The following is a 14,257-nucleotide window of genomic DNA, read 5'->3' on the forward strand; positions in this document are numbered from 1 at the left end:
CGGTCACCTCTCCGGGTACAGGTCGGTACGGTCGATCCAGGTGGGGGCGACGAAGATGTTGTCGCCGGTGGGGGCTTCGGAGGCTTCCAGCAGGGACCAGGTGCGGGACTCCTCGACCAGGTGCTCCCAGGGCGCAGTCCAGTCGAGTTCCCAGTTCAGGGCGGGGCCGGAGACGCCGTATGTGTCGCAGGCGTCCACTCGCCAGAACTGGGAGTAGAGGATCACCTGGGCGTGGTCGGCCAGGTCGTTGATGATCTCGGGGAAGTGAGCTGAAGGCCAGCCGGGGGCGTTGTCCGCAGTGGTGGGTCGTAGGTGCGCGGTGAGCGGCGGGACGACGGGGGTGCGGGCGCCGAGTTCGGTCAGGGCCCAGCGGATGCCGACGGGCTCGGTCCAGTCCGGTGGGGTCGCCCGTTCCAGGCAGGCGCGGTAGGCGCGGCGCAGGGGCTCGATGGCGCCGTCGATCTCAAGGCTCGCCAGGGCGATGGCCGCCCATTCACGGACGGTCGGGTTGTCGCTGTCCAGCAGGCCGATCAGAGCGGGGCCGCAACGGTGATCGCCCACCTCCTCGAAGACCTCGATGGCGGTCAGCTGACCGAAGCCGTCGAGGGAAGGCAGGCCGTTGATGACGGCGGATATGGCGTCGGTGCCGATCCAGATCAGCTCCGCACGGGCGTCGTAGGACTCGTCAGCCTTGCCGTCGAGCTGCTGGACGAGTGTCTCGATGTGGGAGGTCATGACGCGGAGTGGTCCCGGCGCCAGAAAGTGGGGAGCCACCAGCACAGCACCGAGCGGTCGTCGGGCCACGGGGCGCGGTCCTCGGCCTCCCAGTCCTCGAAGGAGTCGCGTGTCAGGTCGATGGGGCGCCAGGCGGGGTCGAGCGGCTCGTCCTCGGCCGGAGGGCGGACATACCGGCGGCCGTGCTGGTCGCAGGCGCCGAAGTCCTGGTAGTTGCGCTGGGCCTCGATGAGGGAGACCTTGTTCGCGCCATCGGCCATGGTGGGCCAGCGGAACTGGACCCCGTCGTCCTCCCAGAAGCAGACGGGGCAGATGTCGTACGAGCCGGGCATCGCGTCCAGCACGCGGTGTCCGCAGCACGGGCAGGGGTGGGAGTCGCTCACCTGCGCAGTCTCGTTGCAGGTCCGGCCGGTGCGCCATGGATTTCTCTGCCTCGGTATGCCCGGTCAGTCCGCAGCCAGTCCGCAGGACACCCGTAAACAGCCGTCTGGAGCCAACGCATGCCAACCAGGAAGTCCCAGGTCAGAGCCCTGAAGGGGGCTCCGCCGCAGGTCAGGATCAGTCCGCAGACATTCCGCTTCAACGTCTGCTACGTCCGGCAAAAGGCCGTCCGACCTGCGGCGGAGTGGGTCGGGCGGCCTTCGCTGTCCGTGCGGGGGTGCTGGGGCCACAGCGTGCTGGATGAGCCCGGTGCGCTTCGCTACGCAGGATCGCGCGGGAACAGAAGCTCGTACGGCAGGTGATCGTCGTCCGGTACGCGCGGCACGTAGTCGGGGGCCGTGCGGGCGGCCACGGCCAGCAGCCGGGCGGCGGCCTCCTCCTCGGAGACGGGAGCAAGCCCGAGGGCGTGCAGGAGGCGGTCGCGCTCGGCGTCGAAGTCCGGGTGGTCGGCCCGAAGGTCCGAGCCGAGCTCGCTGATCGTGAAGCCCATCGCCAGGTCGCGCCAGAAAGGCAGTACGGCGATGAGCGTGATGGCCTCGACGAGGTCGGCGCCGATCAACGTGGCCTGTCCCTCGGAATCGGCATACAGGACAGGCCGCTCCTCGGGCCCGGCTTCCCCGCAGAGGAAGTACGTGCCGCCGGCGCCGCATCCGGCTACCGCGTGCAGGGGCCTGCCGGAGGGGAGTACGAGATCCTCGATGGGATCCCGGCGACCTATGTCGAAGTCACCTGGCCAGGCCAGCGCGGCAGCCAGCGACGAGTCCTGCTCGAGGCGGCGAAGCAGAGCGTCTGATGCGGTCATGGGCGGAAGGTAACAGCGCCCTCGGACAGTGCGTCCGGCTGCCGTGCTGCGTGACGCCGAAGCCGGAAGCCGGAAGCCGGAAGCCGGAAGCGGTGTGCGTGGCCGTCGGGCGCACGGGAATTCATGTGTGGCCGTCGGGCGCCGCCGTCACCAGGTGACGGGCAGTGCGAGCGGGTAGCGCCAGATCGATGTCTTGTTCCAGCGCACTTCCTCGGCCGGCTTCGCCAGTTTCAGGTCGGGGAAGCGCTCCAGCAGGGTTCCGAGCGCGACCTGGAGTTCCGTGGTGGCGAGCGGAGCGCCGAGACAGTGATGTCCACCCCAGCCGAAGGTCATGTGGGAGGGACCGGAGCGACGCAGATCCAGCTCGTCGGCCCGTTCGAACTTCCGTCCGTCACGGTTGGCCGTCAGATAGGAGACGTGCACGATGTCCCCTGCCTTGATGGTCACCCCGCTCAGTTCCACGTCCTCCAGGGCGACGCGGGGAATGCCGACGCCCTTGCGGAACGGGATGAAGCGCAGCAGTTCCTCGATGGCCTGCGGAAGCAGAGCGGGATCGGCGCGCAGCATGGCGAGCTCATCGGGGCGGGTGAGCAGGAGGTAGGCGATGTTGCCGATCTGGTAGGTGGTGGTGTCCTGTCCGGTGATGAGCAGGACCATGGCCATGACGGCCAGTTCCTGGTCGTTGAGGATCTCGTCCCCGTCGCGAGCCGTGGCCAGCGCGCTGATCAGGTCGTCGCCCGGGTTCTCGCGCCGGTGCTGCGTCAACGTCTGGAAGTAGGCGCGGAGATCGGCCTTGGCCCGTACGGCGTCGTCCCGGTTGTCGATGCCGGTGTCCATCATGGTCCGTGCGTGGGCGCGCAGTTGGGCCCGATCGGCCTCGGGGATGTCGAGGACCTCGCAGATGGTGGCGAGGGGCAGCGGGTCGGCCAGGTGCTCGGTGAGGTCCGCGGGAGAACCGTGCTCCGCCATCCGGTCGAGCAGTTCGTTCACGACATGCTGGGTGCGGACCCGCATGCGTTCCATGTGACGAGGGGCGAATCCCTTGGAGACCAGGCTGCGCAGGCGGCTGCTGGCCGGCGGGTCCATGACGTTGATCGCCTCGTCCTGGACGATGGGCTCAGGGGTCATGCGCGGGAAGTTCCGGCCGATGACGGCGCGGCGGCTGAAACGCCGGTCCGTGGTGACCGTGCGCACGTCGTCGTAGCCGGTGACGAGCCATGCTTCCCCCTCGCCGTGGGGCAGCCGGATACGGGAGACGGGCTCTTCGGTCATCAGGTGCCGGAGCACGGGATCGAACTCGAGGGCCTCGGCATAGTCGAACGGACAGGTTCGCGGAGGGGCGACTGGTTCCATGCGTGGCTCCCGATCGGATCTGACAGGCGGTCCCAGGTGTCCGGAGTGTCCGGCGCGACATGGGTGCCCGATCACCCGCGAAGGCACGCACCACTGCGGCCATCCGGCCCAAGAACTTCTCCTCGGCGGTGACGCGTCCGCCCGCCGACTCCCCGCCGTCGAGCAGCCCCTGAGGGGGCGCCACCTACGGCCACCCGGGAGGCGACCGGGGTGCGCGCCCCGGCGTGGGGGGCCGCCTGCGCGCCGCCCGGATCGTCGCGTTCGCGCCCCCCGTACCGCCCCCGCGCGCGCGGTGCTTACCATGCGCCCAGTCGTCGTACGTCAGTTCGTCAGTCAGGAGCCCGTCGCTCGTGTCCATACCCCCGCCCTCCGGGCCCCAGCCGCCCCAGGACCCGTACCGGCCTCCGCAGCCGCAGGACCCGTACGCTCCCCATCCCCAGGGGCCGGCTCAGGGAGCCCCCCAGGGGCCGCCCGCGGGGGCGCCGCAGGGAGCACCCCCCTCGCCGCCCCAGGGGCCGTTCCCCGGGCCGTTCCAGGGGCCGCCGCACGGGATGCCGCACGGGATGCCGCAGGGCCCCTACGGGGGGCCGCCGTCGTACCCGGTCTGGGGGCAGGGATACCTGCCCTTCAACCGGCCCGCGCCGGTCAACGGGGTCGCCATCGCCGCGCTCGTGCTCGGCGTGCTGTGCTTCCTGCCCGCCGTGGGGCTGGTCCTCGGCATCGTCGCGCTGGTGCAGATCCGCCGGCGCGGTGAGCGCGGCAAGGGGATGGCGATCGGCGGTGCGGTGCTGTCCTCCCTAGGGCTCGCCCTGTGGGTGACGATGCTGGCCACCGGGGGCGCCTCCGCAGTCTGGGAGGGCTTCAAGGAGGGCGCGAGCGGCGCCGGCACCCTCTCGCTCGCCAAGGGCGAGTGCTTCGACGTGCCCGGCGACACCTTCCGCGAGGACGTCTACGACGTCGACAAGGTGTCCTGCTCCGGTGAGCACGACGCAGAGGTCTTCGGCACGGTCACCCTCACCGGGAGCGGGTACCCGGGCGACGACTCCGTCACGGACACGGCCGAGGACAAGTGCTGGACGCTCCAGGACGGTTACACCATGGACCCCTGGCTGCTGACCGAGGAGGTGGACATGTACTACCTCACGCCCACCCAGGAGAGCTGGGACTGGGGCGACCGGGAGATCACCTGCGTCTTCGCCAACACCGACGAGCGGGGCACCCTCACCGGCTCGCTGCGCGCCGACCGGACGACCCTCGACGCCGACCAGCTGTTCTTCCTCGAGGCGATGGCCGCCGTCGACGAGGTGCTCTACGAGGAGCCGGAGGCCTACGCCGAGGACGACCTGGAGGTCAACCGGACCTGGTCGGGCGAGGCCGGCGACGCGACCGGTGAGCAGGCCGAGGCGCTGGGCGGGCACACCTGGTCCGCCGAGGCGCAGCAGCCCGTCGCCGACCTGGTGAAGGACATGCGGGACGCCGCCGAGGAGTGGGCGAAGGCGGCGGACGCCACCGACGTGGACACCTTCTACGAGCACTACGACAACGCCTACGCCTACGTGGACGGCGACACCACCGTCACCGCGCGCGAGGCTCTGGGGCTGGCCACCACCCCGCCGAGCTACGGGGAGGACTACGAGGACGGAAGCGGCTCCGGGGACGAGGGCGGGCTCGATGTGTGATCACGTCCATAGCGGGGAGAAAGTGCCTGCGTAAAGCCTCTCCCGGCGATAAGTCATCACATCGAGTGATTCTCTGGCCTTTACTTGCACGGCCCAACCCACGGTTGCCAGTCTGTTGCTGTCTGTACAACCTGATGGGAGCGGCCAGTGACATTCGGTGAGCAGCCGGCGTATCTGCGTGTCGCGGGTGATCTCCGCAAGAAGATCGCCGACGGCTCGCTGCCACCGCACACCCGCCTCCCGTCCCAGGCCAGGATCCGCGAGGAGTACGGCGTCTCCGACACCGTCGCCCTGGAGGCGCGCAAGGTGCTGATGGCCGAGGGGCTGGTCGAGGGCCGCTCCGGGTCGGGGACGTACGTGCGGGAGCGGCCGGTGCCGCGCCGGATCGCCCGCTCCGGCTACCGGCCGTCCGGCGGTGCGACACCGTTCCGGCAGGAGCAGGCCGATGCCCGCGCGCGCGGGACCTGGGAATCCAGCAGCGAGCAGGCCGAGGCGAGCCGGGCCGTCGCCGAGCGGCTCGCGATCCAGCCCGGTGACCGCGTGATGTGCACGAGGTACGTCTTCCGGGAGGGGGGCGAGGCGATGATGCTCTCCACCTCCTGGGAGCCCCTCGCCGTCACCGGCCGCTCCCCGGTCATGCTGCCCGAGGAGGGCCCCCTGGGCGGCATGGGCGTCGTCGAGCGGATGCGCGCCATCGACGTCGTCGTCGACAACGTCACCGAGGAGGTCGGCGCCCGTCCCGGCCTCGCCGAGGAACTGCTCACCCTGGGCGGTGTCCCGGGCCATGTCGTCCTCGTCGTCCACCGCACGTACTACGCGTCGGGCCGCCCGGTGGAGACGGCGGACGTGGTGATCCCGGCCGACCGCTACCGGGTCTCCTACCACCTGCCGGTGAAATAGCCGCCCATCGGTGTACTGGCCGCCCGCCGCCCGCCGCCTGCCGCCTGCCGCCTGCCGCCTGCCGCCTGCCGCCTGCCGCACGCCGTCCGCCGCATGCCGCACGCCGTCCGCCGCACGCCGTCCGCCGCCCGCCGGTGGGTGACGGCGGGCCGCCCGTCCGCGGGCCTCACCGGCCGCCCAATGGTTGGGGTCCCGGCTCGCCGGTGGGGCGCGGGCGGTCGCGGGTGCGGCGGCGCGTCCGGTGAGACAGCGCACACCCCTTTGGCAGATGCCCCCGGAAACCGCCCGCCGCGAGGCCGCCCGCGCGCCGTCGGAATCCGGTCGAATCCCGTCGTTCCCGCAGGTGGCCCGCCCGATGCCCGGCGTGCCGCCGACCGGAGGCGTCGCGCCACGCGCCCGGCGCATCCGGACCCGTGCGCCCCCTCCGCCATGGCTGGTTGCGTACCTCTTGGTGAAAAGCCGTATTCGCTGCGTAAAGGTTAGGCGTACGCTCGGGCATATGCGGATTGCGGTTTCCTTGCAAGGCCGGGCGCGGGACGCGCTCGGGACGGGACCGGGATGGGCCGGGGAGGGAAGGGGGCGCGGGGCGTGATGAACGACAGCACCATCTCTCTGCCCTGGCTCGTCATACGGCAGGACGACAACGGCAATCGCTACCGTGTGGGGCGGTACGCGACGCGCGCCGAGGCCCAGAAGATCGCGGACAGCCTCGACGTCCGCGGACACAAGCAGCTCTACTGGGTCGAACGCATCGGCCAGAACGGGGACGCCTCCCGTAACTGACCGCCCCGGCGGTCCCGTAGGCTCCGGCGCATGACGGATCGCACCGTGGTGGTCGGCGCCGCCCTGCTCGACGGCGACCGCCTGCTCGCCGCGCGCCGCAGCGCACCCCCCGAGCTGGCCGGGCGCTGGGAGCTGCCCGGCGGCAAGGTCGAGCCCGGCGAGCGGCCGCAGGAGGCGCTCGTCCGTGAACTGCGCGAGGAACTCGGCGTGGCCGCCGAAGCCGTCGAACGCGTGCCGGGGGAGTGGCCGCTGAAGCCCCCCTACGTCCTCCACGTCTGGACCGCCCGTCTGCGCCCCGGCTCCCCGGCCCCCGCCCCCCTGGAGGACCACGACGCCCTGCGCTGGCTCACCCCGGACGAGATCTGGGACGTGGACTGGCTCGACCAGGACGTGCCCGCCGTACGGGAGGCGGTCCGGCGGCTCGGGCCGACGGCGCCCCGCCTCCGCCCCCGCCCCCGCGCGCCGCGTCGCTGAGGAACTCCCGCCCACGCCCTCACGCCCCGCGTCGCTGAGGAACTCCCGCCCCGCCACCTCCCCGGCTGTCCCACCACCCTGCCGCGCCGTCGCCCCGCTGCCCGGCCGCCCCGCCGCCCAGTACACCGTCGCCGCCGGCGTCGACGTCGCCGTACGCCGTCGCCGTACGTCGTCGCCGTCGCCGTACGCCGTCGGTGCCGCCGTGTGCCACCAGTGCCACCGGCCGCGGTACCGGACGTCGTATATCGGGTATGTGCCGATTAGCCCAGTTAGAACGGATATGGGACGCACGCTGCTGGCCCGGGAAGTGATCGGCGTGATCGACACCGAAGGCGACTGCGCCGAGTGGACGTTCCCCGCGGATCCCGGAGCGGTGCGCACCGCCCGCGGCGCGGTGCGGGGGCAGTTGCGCCACTGGGGGCTGGACAGCGTCGGCGACCTCACGGCCCTGCTGGTCAGCGAACTGGTGACGAACGCGCTGCGGCACGCCACCGGCCCCATCGGCGTCCGACTGGTCCGCCCGGTCGGCCTGGACGGCGTGCTGCGGGCGGAGGTCTCCGACCCGCTGCCGGACCCGCCGCGCGAGCGGGTCGCCCGGCCCGACGACGAGGGCGGGCGCGGACTGCAACTGGTGGCGTCCTCCGCACGCTCCTGGGGCACCCGGCCCGGCGACACCGGCAAGACGGTGTGGTTCGAACTGGTGGTGCCCGACTGAGTCCGTCCGGGATGCCGGGGGCGGACGGGGCGGGGTGTGCGTACGTCGGCACGCCCCGCCCGGCGACCCGTGCCGGAAGGTGGGGTTCGGCGGCGTGTTCGCTGGTTAGAAGACTGGAAGTGTTGTCACGGAACGGTTCTGAATACGTTTGGACCGTGCTGTGATCGTGAACACCGTGCCGTGCGGCGCCGTAGTGCTGGATACTGCGGGCAGCCGCCCCCGGTGACCGGTGCCGGGCGCGGTGAGCTGGAGGGGACGGTTCGCGTGAGCGAGATACCAGCGAAGGCCACGGAGTCGGAGGACCCGTCGGACGGCGCGAGGGCTGCGGACGCGGGTACGCGCGCAGGGGATACGGGACATGTCCCGGCTGTCCGCGGTGGCGCCCGCGGCGACGGCGAGGTGCCGGCCGGGGACGCCCTGTGGCAGAGCAGTCCGCCCGGCTCGATCTACGACTACATCAGGGTCGCCTCCTTCTCCATCGGCCCCGACGGGCTGGTCGACCAGTGGAGCCTGCGCGCCGAACGGATCTTCGGCATCCCGGCCGAACGGGCCGTCGGCATGGACCCGATCGACGCGTTCGTCGACCCGGACCTGCGCGAACGCGGCCAGCGCAAGATGGCCGAGATACTCGACGGGCGGGAGTGGACCGGCGTGGTCCCGTTCCGGATGCCCGGCATGGAGAACGGCAAGCCCGGCGAGGACGGCCTCGCCGAGGTGTACGTCATGCCGACGCGCACCCGGGAGGGCGAGAAGGCCGCCGTGTGCATCGTCGTCGACGTCCGCACCCTGCGCAGCATCGAGACCGACCTGGCCGCCTCGCAGGCGATTTTCGGTCAATCTCCTTTCGGGTTCCTGCTGATCGACCCCGAGCTGCGGGTCCGCCGCGTCAACCATCGGTTCGCCTCCCTCTTCGGCGGAGGTCCCGACGACCACCGCGGCAAGGGCGTGTACGACTACCTGCCCCGCCCCGAGGCCGACCGGGTCACCGCCATCCTGCGCCGCGTCCTGAAGACCGGCGACTCCATCACGGACATGCACGTCACGGGATTCGTCCCCGGCTCCGACGAACGCCGGCACTGGTCGATCAACCTCTACCGCGTGAAGAGCGGCTCCGGCCGCCCGATCGGCATCGCCTGGCTCGGCACCGACATCACCGCCCGCCGTGCCGCCGCCCGCGAGGCCGCCGCCGCCCGGCGCAATCTCGCCCTGCTGAACGAGGCGGGCGCCCGCATAGGGAACTCCCTCGACCTGGAGACGACCGCCCGCGAACTCCTCGACGTCGTCGTCCCCGGCTTCTGCGACCTGGCCACCGTCGACCTCTACCAGGGCCTCCTGGCCGGCGACGAGACCCCGCCCGGGCTCGCCGACGGCAGCGCCGAGCTGCGCCGTGTCGCCTTCGCGTCCGCCGTCTCCGACGCGCCCTTCGCCGGCACCGGCGCACCCGTCGCGGTCGGCGCGGTGCACCACTACCCGTTCAACTCGCCCTGCGCGGACGCGCTGCGCACCGCCCGCCCGCAGAGCATCCCCGGCGAGGACGGCGGCCTCGTGCAGTCCACGCTCGCCATTCCGATGGTCGCCCACGACACCGTCGTCGGCCTCGCGCAGTTCTCCCGGACCAAGGGCAGCGAGCCGTTCGGGGACCGGGACCGGGACCTGGCGGTGGAGCTGGCCGCCCGGGCCGCCGTCTGCATCGACAACGCCCGCCTCTACCGCCGCGAGCACGAACGGGCGTTGATACTGCAACGGTCCCTGCTCCCGCCCGGCGACCCGGTCGCCTCCGGCCTGGACATCGCCTGCCGCTACCTGCCCGGCAACGTCGCCACCGGCCGCCCCAGCGAGGTCGGCGGCGACTGGTTCGACGTCATCGAACTCCCCGGTCACCGCACGGCGCTGGTGGTCGGCGACGTGATGGGCCGGGGCCTGCGCGCCGCGGTCGCCATGGGCGAACTACGCACGGCCGTCCGCACCCTGGCCCTGCTCGACCTCGAACCCGCCGAGGTCCTCTCCGCGCTGGACGAGATCGCGCGCGGGCTCGGCACCCCCGGCGGCGTCCAGCAGGCCACCCGCGCCGCCCGCCGCCCCCGCGAGGCCGACCTGTCCGAGGTGTACCTCGCGACCTGCGTCTACGCCGTCTACGACTCCGTCACCCGGCGATGTACGTTCGCCAACGCCGGCCATCTGCCGCCGGTGCTGGTCGAGCCGGGCGAGCCGGCCCTGATGCTCGACGTGCCGCCGGGCATGCCGCTCGGCGTGGGCGGGGAGCCCTTCGAGGAGGTCGAGGTCGAGCTCCCCGAGGGCGCGCTGCTGGCGCTCTACACAGACGGCCTGGTCGAGTCCCGCGACCACCCCCTGGACGAGGGCCTCCAAGCCTTCGTAGGGGCGCTGACGGACCCGTCACGCCCCCTGGAGGACGTCTGCGACCACGTCCTCAACACCCTCGACACGCACCACGGCGAGGACGACATCGCGTTGCTGATGGCACGTGTCCAGGGACTGCCCACCGAGTCGGTCGGCGACTGGACCCTGCCGCGCGAGCCGCGCAGCGTCGGCCGCGCCCGCGAGTACGCGCGCGGCCAGCTCCTCAGCTGGGACCTGGAACCCCTCGTCGACACCACCGAGCTGCTCGTCAGCGAGCTGGTGACCAACGCGCTGCGGTACGGCGAGGGCGAGATCCGGCTGCGCCTGCTGCTGGACCGCACCCTGGTCTGCGAGGTCTGGGACGCCGGCCTGGTCCAGCCACGCCGCCGCCGGGCCCGCGACACGGACGAGGGCGGCCGCGGCCTGCAACTCGTCGGCCTGCTCTCGGCGGCCTGGGGCTCACGCCGCACCCCGCACGGCAAGACGGTGTGGTTCGAACTGCCCCTGCCCGACGGCGAGACGCCCCTGACGGATCCGGCGGAGGCGCTGCTGAGCCTGTTCTAGACGGCACGGGCGGCGGCGCGGCACGGGTGCCGGAGACGGAACGGGCGCGCCCCCGCCGTGACGTGGTACCTGGCCGCAGCCTCACCGAGTCGCTCGGAATGCTTGCTGTTGTTCGGAACGCCTTCCAGGCACGCGACCGGCCCACCGGTCCTCCCGCTGTACGTCGCCGGACGTGCCCACCTGGCGCCAGACCTGCCGCGATCCGGGCATCAGACCACGCTGGACCCGCCCCTCGCGGCCGCAGACCGACGGCGCACGCCTAGGTGTCCTCCCTGCTCCAGGCCCGCGTCGGCTGTCCGTTCTCGTCCCACTCGCGGTCTGACAGCATGGTCAGCCCGTCGTCGGCGAAGACCCGTTCGGACGCGAGCGTGCCGTTCGCGTGCCACTCGCGTGAGACGCCGACGGGGCGGCCCCTGCGCGCCGTGCCTTCGGAGCGGAGCGTGCCGTCCTTGTACCACTCCTGATTCGGACCGTGCCGCAACCCGTCCTCGTAGCCTTCGAGGCTGACAAGCGCATCGCCCAGGTGTTCCACGACCTCGCCCGTGAACAGCGCTCCCCGATACAGCAAACGCTGCATGTGGTCCATATCGACTTCGGGGTCGTCAATGTCGATACGGATCGGCTCAGCCATCATGGAATCCAATTACTGTCGTCGGCGTCTTTACCAGTGAACCTGCCGTGCAGGCTGTCCACGTCTTTCAGCATATGGTGGCAGTTCACGCAGAACGGCGCCGGACGCCCAGGGAGCTGCGTCTCCATGTGCGGGGTGTAGGGGAATTCGACCGCCGCACGAAGCTCGCCCAGCGCCGACGGGCCGTCCGGCAGCCCGAGCTTGGTGCGTTCCCAGAGCAGCTCATTGACCGCCTTCACCTCCGCGTGCCCCAAGGGATGGTCGTAACCCGGAACGGGATCGGGAAGGGCATCGAGATTCGCGGCGAGCGTCGGGTGGACGCGGTCCGGCGGAATGACGTTGTCGGCCTTTCCGTTGATGCCCTCGACGATATTGCCGGTGCGCAGGTCCATGACCTGGCCGGCGCAGGCTCCGACCTGCCTTCTCGACAGCGTTCCGAGTTCCTTGGCCTCCCGGAAAGCCGCACCGCGCTGGTACGAGAGATCCTTGAGGAAGTGCTCGAAGTCGCGGCCGTCGACGTGGGTGATCAGACCGTCCGCGTCGCGTTGTACACGACTCTCCGGCAGCCGGCCGAGTGAGTTCTCGCCCGCTGCCGGGGAGGGCATCGGCTGGTCTCCGATCTGGATGGGGTCCGCCGCCCGCCGTGCGGCGTCGTCCGCGAGCGAGCCCCTGGGTTCACGCACGTCCCGAGGGTCGGCCTCGTGCCCACCGTGATCGGTGTGATCGTGCGGAGTGCCGCCGTCGCCGGTATGACCGTCGCCCACGCGGTCGCTCCCGTGGCCCGACGAGCCCTCACCGTGACCGGTGTCGGCCGCATCGCCGCCATGCCCGTCCGAGGCACTCTCATGACCGCCCGCGTCTGATCTTTCGCGTCCGCCGTCGGCCGGGTGACCGTTGGGCCCGTCGCCCGTTCCCTCGGTGTGGCCGGTCGGCGGCTCATGGCCGGCGGAAGGCCCGGCACCGTGCTCGTGTGCCGATCCGCCGGGCAGGTGGTCGGGTGCCGATCCTCCGGGGAGGTGGGCGGCGGTGCCGCCGGGGAGGTGGCTGCCCGCGCCGCTGCCGGGCAGGTCGCCGCCGGCGTGGACGGCCGGGAGGTCGCCGCCCGCGTGGACCACCGGTGTCGTGCTCACGTCCTCGCCGACGCGGCCAACGTCCCCGACGTTGTCGAGGCTGTTGCCGAGGCCGACGTGCTGGGCGGCGTTGTCGGCGGTGTGGGGGGCCGCGCCGACGAGGGCCGGTTCCTTCACCGGGGAGTCCACCCGGGGCAGGTCCGCGCCCGCCGGCGGGCTGCCGAGGTCGGGCTGGTCGACGATGTCGCCGGGACCGTCCTCGGCCTTCTGCAGGACGTTTCCCCGCTCGTCGAGGAGGTTGCCTTCCGGGTCCCAGTAGCGGTCCGGAGTGCCCGGCTCGGTCGGCAGCTTCGTGCTGCCCTCCGGCAGCACCGGCGCGTCGTCGGGCAGCTTCACACTGCCGTCCGGGAGCTTCGCCGCCCCCTCCGGGACCGCCACGCCCTCCGGCAGCCGGACCGTGCCGTCGGGGAGTCTCACCGTGCCCTCGGGGAGGGTGATGGCGTTGTCCGGCAGCTTCGGGATCTCGATGTTCCCGACGCCCTTCAGCGCCTTCGTGATGTCGCCGATCTTCGACAGGCCCGCACCCGCGCCCTTGGCGATGTACGTCATCGGGTCGATGATCTTGCCGGCCTTCCCGGCGACCGACAGGACCTTCGCCACCGCGCCCGCCTTGCCCGCGCCGGACGCGGCAGCTCCGGTCCCGCCGGTGAACACCGTGGTCAGCACGTTGAAGGTGACCGCACCCGCCGCACGGGCCGGGTTCTTGCCCCACTCGTCCCACGCCACCAGCGCCTTGCCGGTCTCCTTCATCGCCGTGCGCGAGTCCCGCAGCCACGACGGCAGCTTGTCGTCCGGCAGCAGCCAGAACGCCGTGCCCACCAACGGCATCCCGGTGAGGACCAGACCCGTCGCGAGCTGGGCGAGGCCCTTCCAGGCCTGCCCCATCGCCTCCCAGCCACCGAACCCGACCAGCGTCCCCAGACCCTTGATCGTCCCCCACACACCGTCGACGATCAGACCGTCCCACACGAACGACTTCACCCAGTGGCCGACCTCGTACCAGTGGTGCTTCTCCTCCACCGGGTCACCCCAGGGAAGCTTCGCGTTCTTCATGTCCTCGGCGTTGAACCCGTACTGGTCGGTGCGCTCCGAACCGTCGCCCGCGACCATCTGGGTCCCGCCCCACAACGCGGTGATCTTGTTGTGGCAGGTCCGCTCCGCCGCCCAGAACGCCGCCACCGTCGCCGTGATGTCGTCCCGCAGCCGGTTGTGCTCCCCGACCTTGTCCTCGTCGTACTCCCACTCGTCGTCGTCCTTCACCGAACCGACGAAAGTGTGCGCCTTGGTCTTCAGCTCCAGCAGCTTCGACACCAGCGGACGGATCTCCGCCGCGTACGACGACAGCGCGGACGACACGGTCTCCAGATCCGTCGCGAAGTCGTCCGCACGGTCCTGCACCGGCTTCGTCGTCGCGAACAACTGCTCCGCCTCCGGAGCCTGGTAGAACGCCGACAACCCCTGGAACTGGGAGTGCACATCGCTGCCCGTGTCCCGCACGGCCCCCGCGTCCTTCTTCAACGCGGCATGATCCAACTCCAGTTGGAAGAGGTTGCCGGTGAACTGCGGGATCTCCTCCGGATTGATCACGCTCAACCACCCCCGTTATGCGTGTCAAAACCAGGTCATCATACAAATGGGGGTCCTGGGGAGCCGGAAAGCGTCACTGAACCGCTACAAGTGCGGTGGCTTCCG

General features: G+C 71.5%; 12 protein-coding genes. 6 read left to right on the top strand and 6 right to left on the bottom strand.

Going from position 1 to position 14,257, the window contains the following annotated elements; genetic code table 11:
- Positions 1-3: 3 nt before the first annotated feature.
- The 4 genes from ACFYWQ_RS08065 to ACFYWQ_RS08080 all read right to left on the bottom strand — a co-directional run bounded on the left by ACFYWQ_RS08065 (position 4) and on the right by ACFYWQ_RS08080 (position 3,331).
- Positions 4-735 (bottom strand): HEAT repeat domain-containing protein, encoded by a 732-nt coding sequence (locus ACFYWQ_RS08065; RefSeq protein WP_389513869.1) that lies wholly within the window; start codon positions 733-735, stop codon positions 4-6.
- Entirely contained in the window at positions 732-1,118 is a 387-nt protein-coding gene (locus ACFYWQ_RS08070; RefSeq protein ID WP_389513871.1) for a CPCC family cysteine-rich protein, read from the bottom strand. The genes ACFYWQ_RS08065 and ACFYWQ_RS08070 overlap by 4 nt, the downstream gene beginning before the upstream one ends.
- 317 nt (positions 1,119-1,435) lie before the next feature.
- Positions 1,436-1,978, bottom strand: a complete 543-nt coding sequence (locus tag ACFYWQ_RS08075; RefSeq protein ID WP_389513873.1) for a hypothetical protein — start codon at positions 1,976-1,978, stop codon at positions 1,436-1,438.
- Positions 1,979-2,125: 147 nt separating this feature from the next.
- Positions 2,126-3,331 (bottom strand): cytochrome P450, encoded by a 1,206-nt coding sequence (locus tag ACFYWQ_RS08080; protein ID WP_389513875.1) that lies wholly within the window; start codon positions 3,329-3,331, stop codon positions 2,126-2,128.
- Positions 3,332-3,681: 350 nt separating this feature from the next.
- Between ACFYWQ_RS08080 and ACFYWQ_RS08085 the strand changes: the two genes are divergently transcribed.
- The 6 genes from ACFYWQ_RS08085 to ACFYWQ_RS08110 all read left to right on the top strand — a co-directional run bounded on the left by ACFYWQ_RS08085 (position 3,682) and on the right by ACFYWQ_RS08110 (position 10,804).
- Entirely contained in the window at positions 3,682-5,010 is a 1,329-nt protein-coding gene (locus ACFYWQ_RS08085; RefSeq protein WP_389513877.1) for a DUF4190 domain-containing protein, read from the top strand.
- Positions 5,011-5,157: 147 nt separating this feature from the next.
- Positions 5,158-5,910: a GntR family transcriptional regulator gene (locus ACFYWQ_RS08090; RefSeq protein WP_389513879.1), complete on the top strand. Its 753-nt coding sequence runs from the start codon at positions 5,158-5,160 to the stop codon at positions 5,908-5,910.
- Between the two features lie 591 nt (positions 5,911-6,501).
- Positions 6,502-6,693 carry an SPOR domain-containing protein gene (locus ACFYWQ_RS08095; protein ID WP_385067357.1) on the top strand — a complete coding sequence of 64 codons (192 nt, stop codon included), beginning with the start codon at positions 6,502-6,504 and terminating at the stop codon, positions 6,691-6,693.
- A 30-nt stretch (positions 6,694-6,723) separates the two neighbouring features.
- Positions 6,724-7,167 carry a (deoxy)nucleoside triphosphate pyrophosphohydrolase gene (locus tag ACFYWQ_RS08100; protein WP_389513882.1) on the top strand — a complete coding sequence of 148 codons (444 nt, stop codon included), beginning with the start codon at positions 6,724-6,726 and terminating at the stop codon, positions 7,165-7,167.
- Positions 7,168-7,447: 280 nt separating this feature from the next.
- The gene (locus ACFYWQ_RS08105) at positions 7,448-7,882 is read left to right on the top strand and encodes an ATP-binding protein (protein WP_389513884.1); all 435 of its coding nucleotides are present in this window, start codon (positions 7,448-7,450) and stop codon (positions 7,880-7,882) included.
- A 264-nt stretch (positions 7,883-8,146) separates the two neighbouring features.
- Positions 8,147-10,804, top strand: a complete 2,658-nt coding sequence (locus tag ACFYWQ_RS08110; RefSeq protein ID WP_389513886.1) for a SpoIIE family protein phosphatase — start codon at positions 8,147-8,149, stop codon at positions 10,802-10,804.
- 259 nt (positions 10,805-11,063) lie between these two features.
- Here ACFYWQ_RS08110 and ACFYWQ_RS08115 read toward each other — a convergent pair whose 3' ends face one another.
- Positions 11,064-11,435 (bottom strand): toxin-antitoxin system YwqK family antitoxin, encoded by a 372-nt coding sequence (locus tag ACFYWQ_RS08115; protein ID WP_389513888.1) that lies wholly within the window; start codon positions 11,433-11,435, stop codon positions 11,064-11,066.
- Entirely contained in the window at positions 11,435-14,152 is a 2,718-nt protein-coding gene (locus ACFYWQ_RS08120) for a YwqJ-related putative deaminase (RefSeq protein WP_389514411.1), read from the bottom strand. The genes ACFYWQ_RS08115 and ACFYWQ_RS08120 overlap by 1 nt, the downstream gene beginning before the upstream one ends.
- Positions 14,153-14,257: the final 105 nt, after the last annotated feature.

Origin of the sequence: Streptomyces sp. NPDC003247 (genome assembly GCF_042888135.1) — a bacterium.
In the GTDB taxonomy this organism is placed as follows: Bacteria; Actinomycetota; Actinomycetes; order Streptomycetales; family Streptomycetaceae; genus Streptomyces.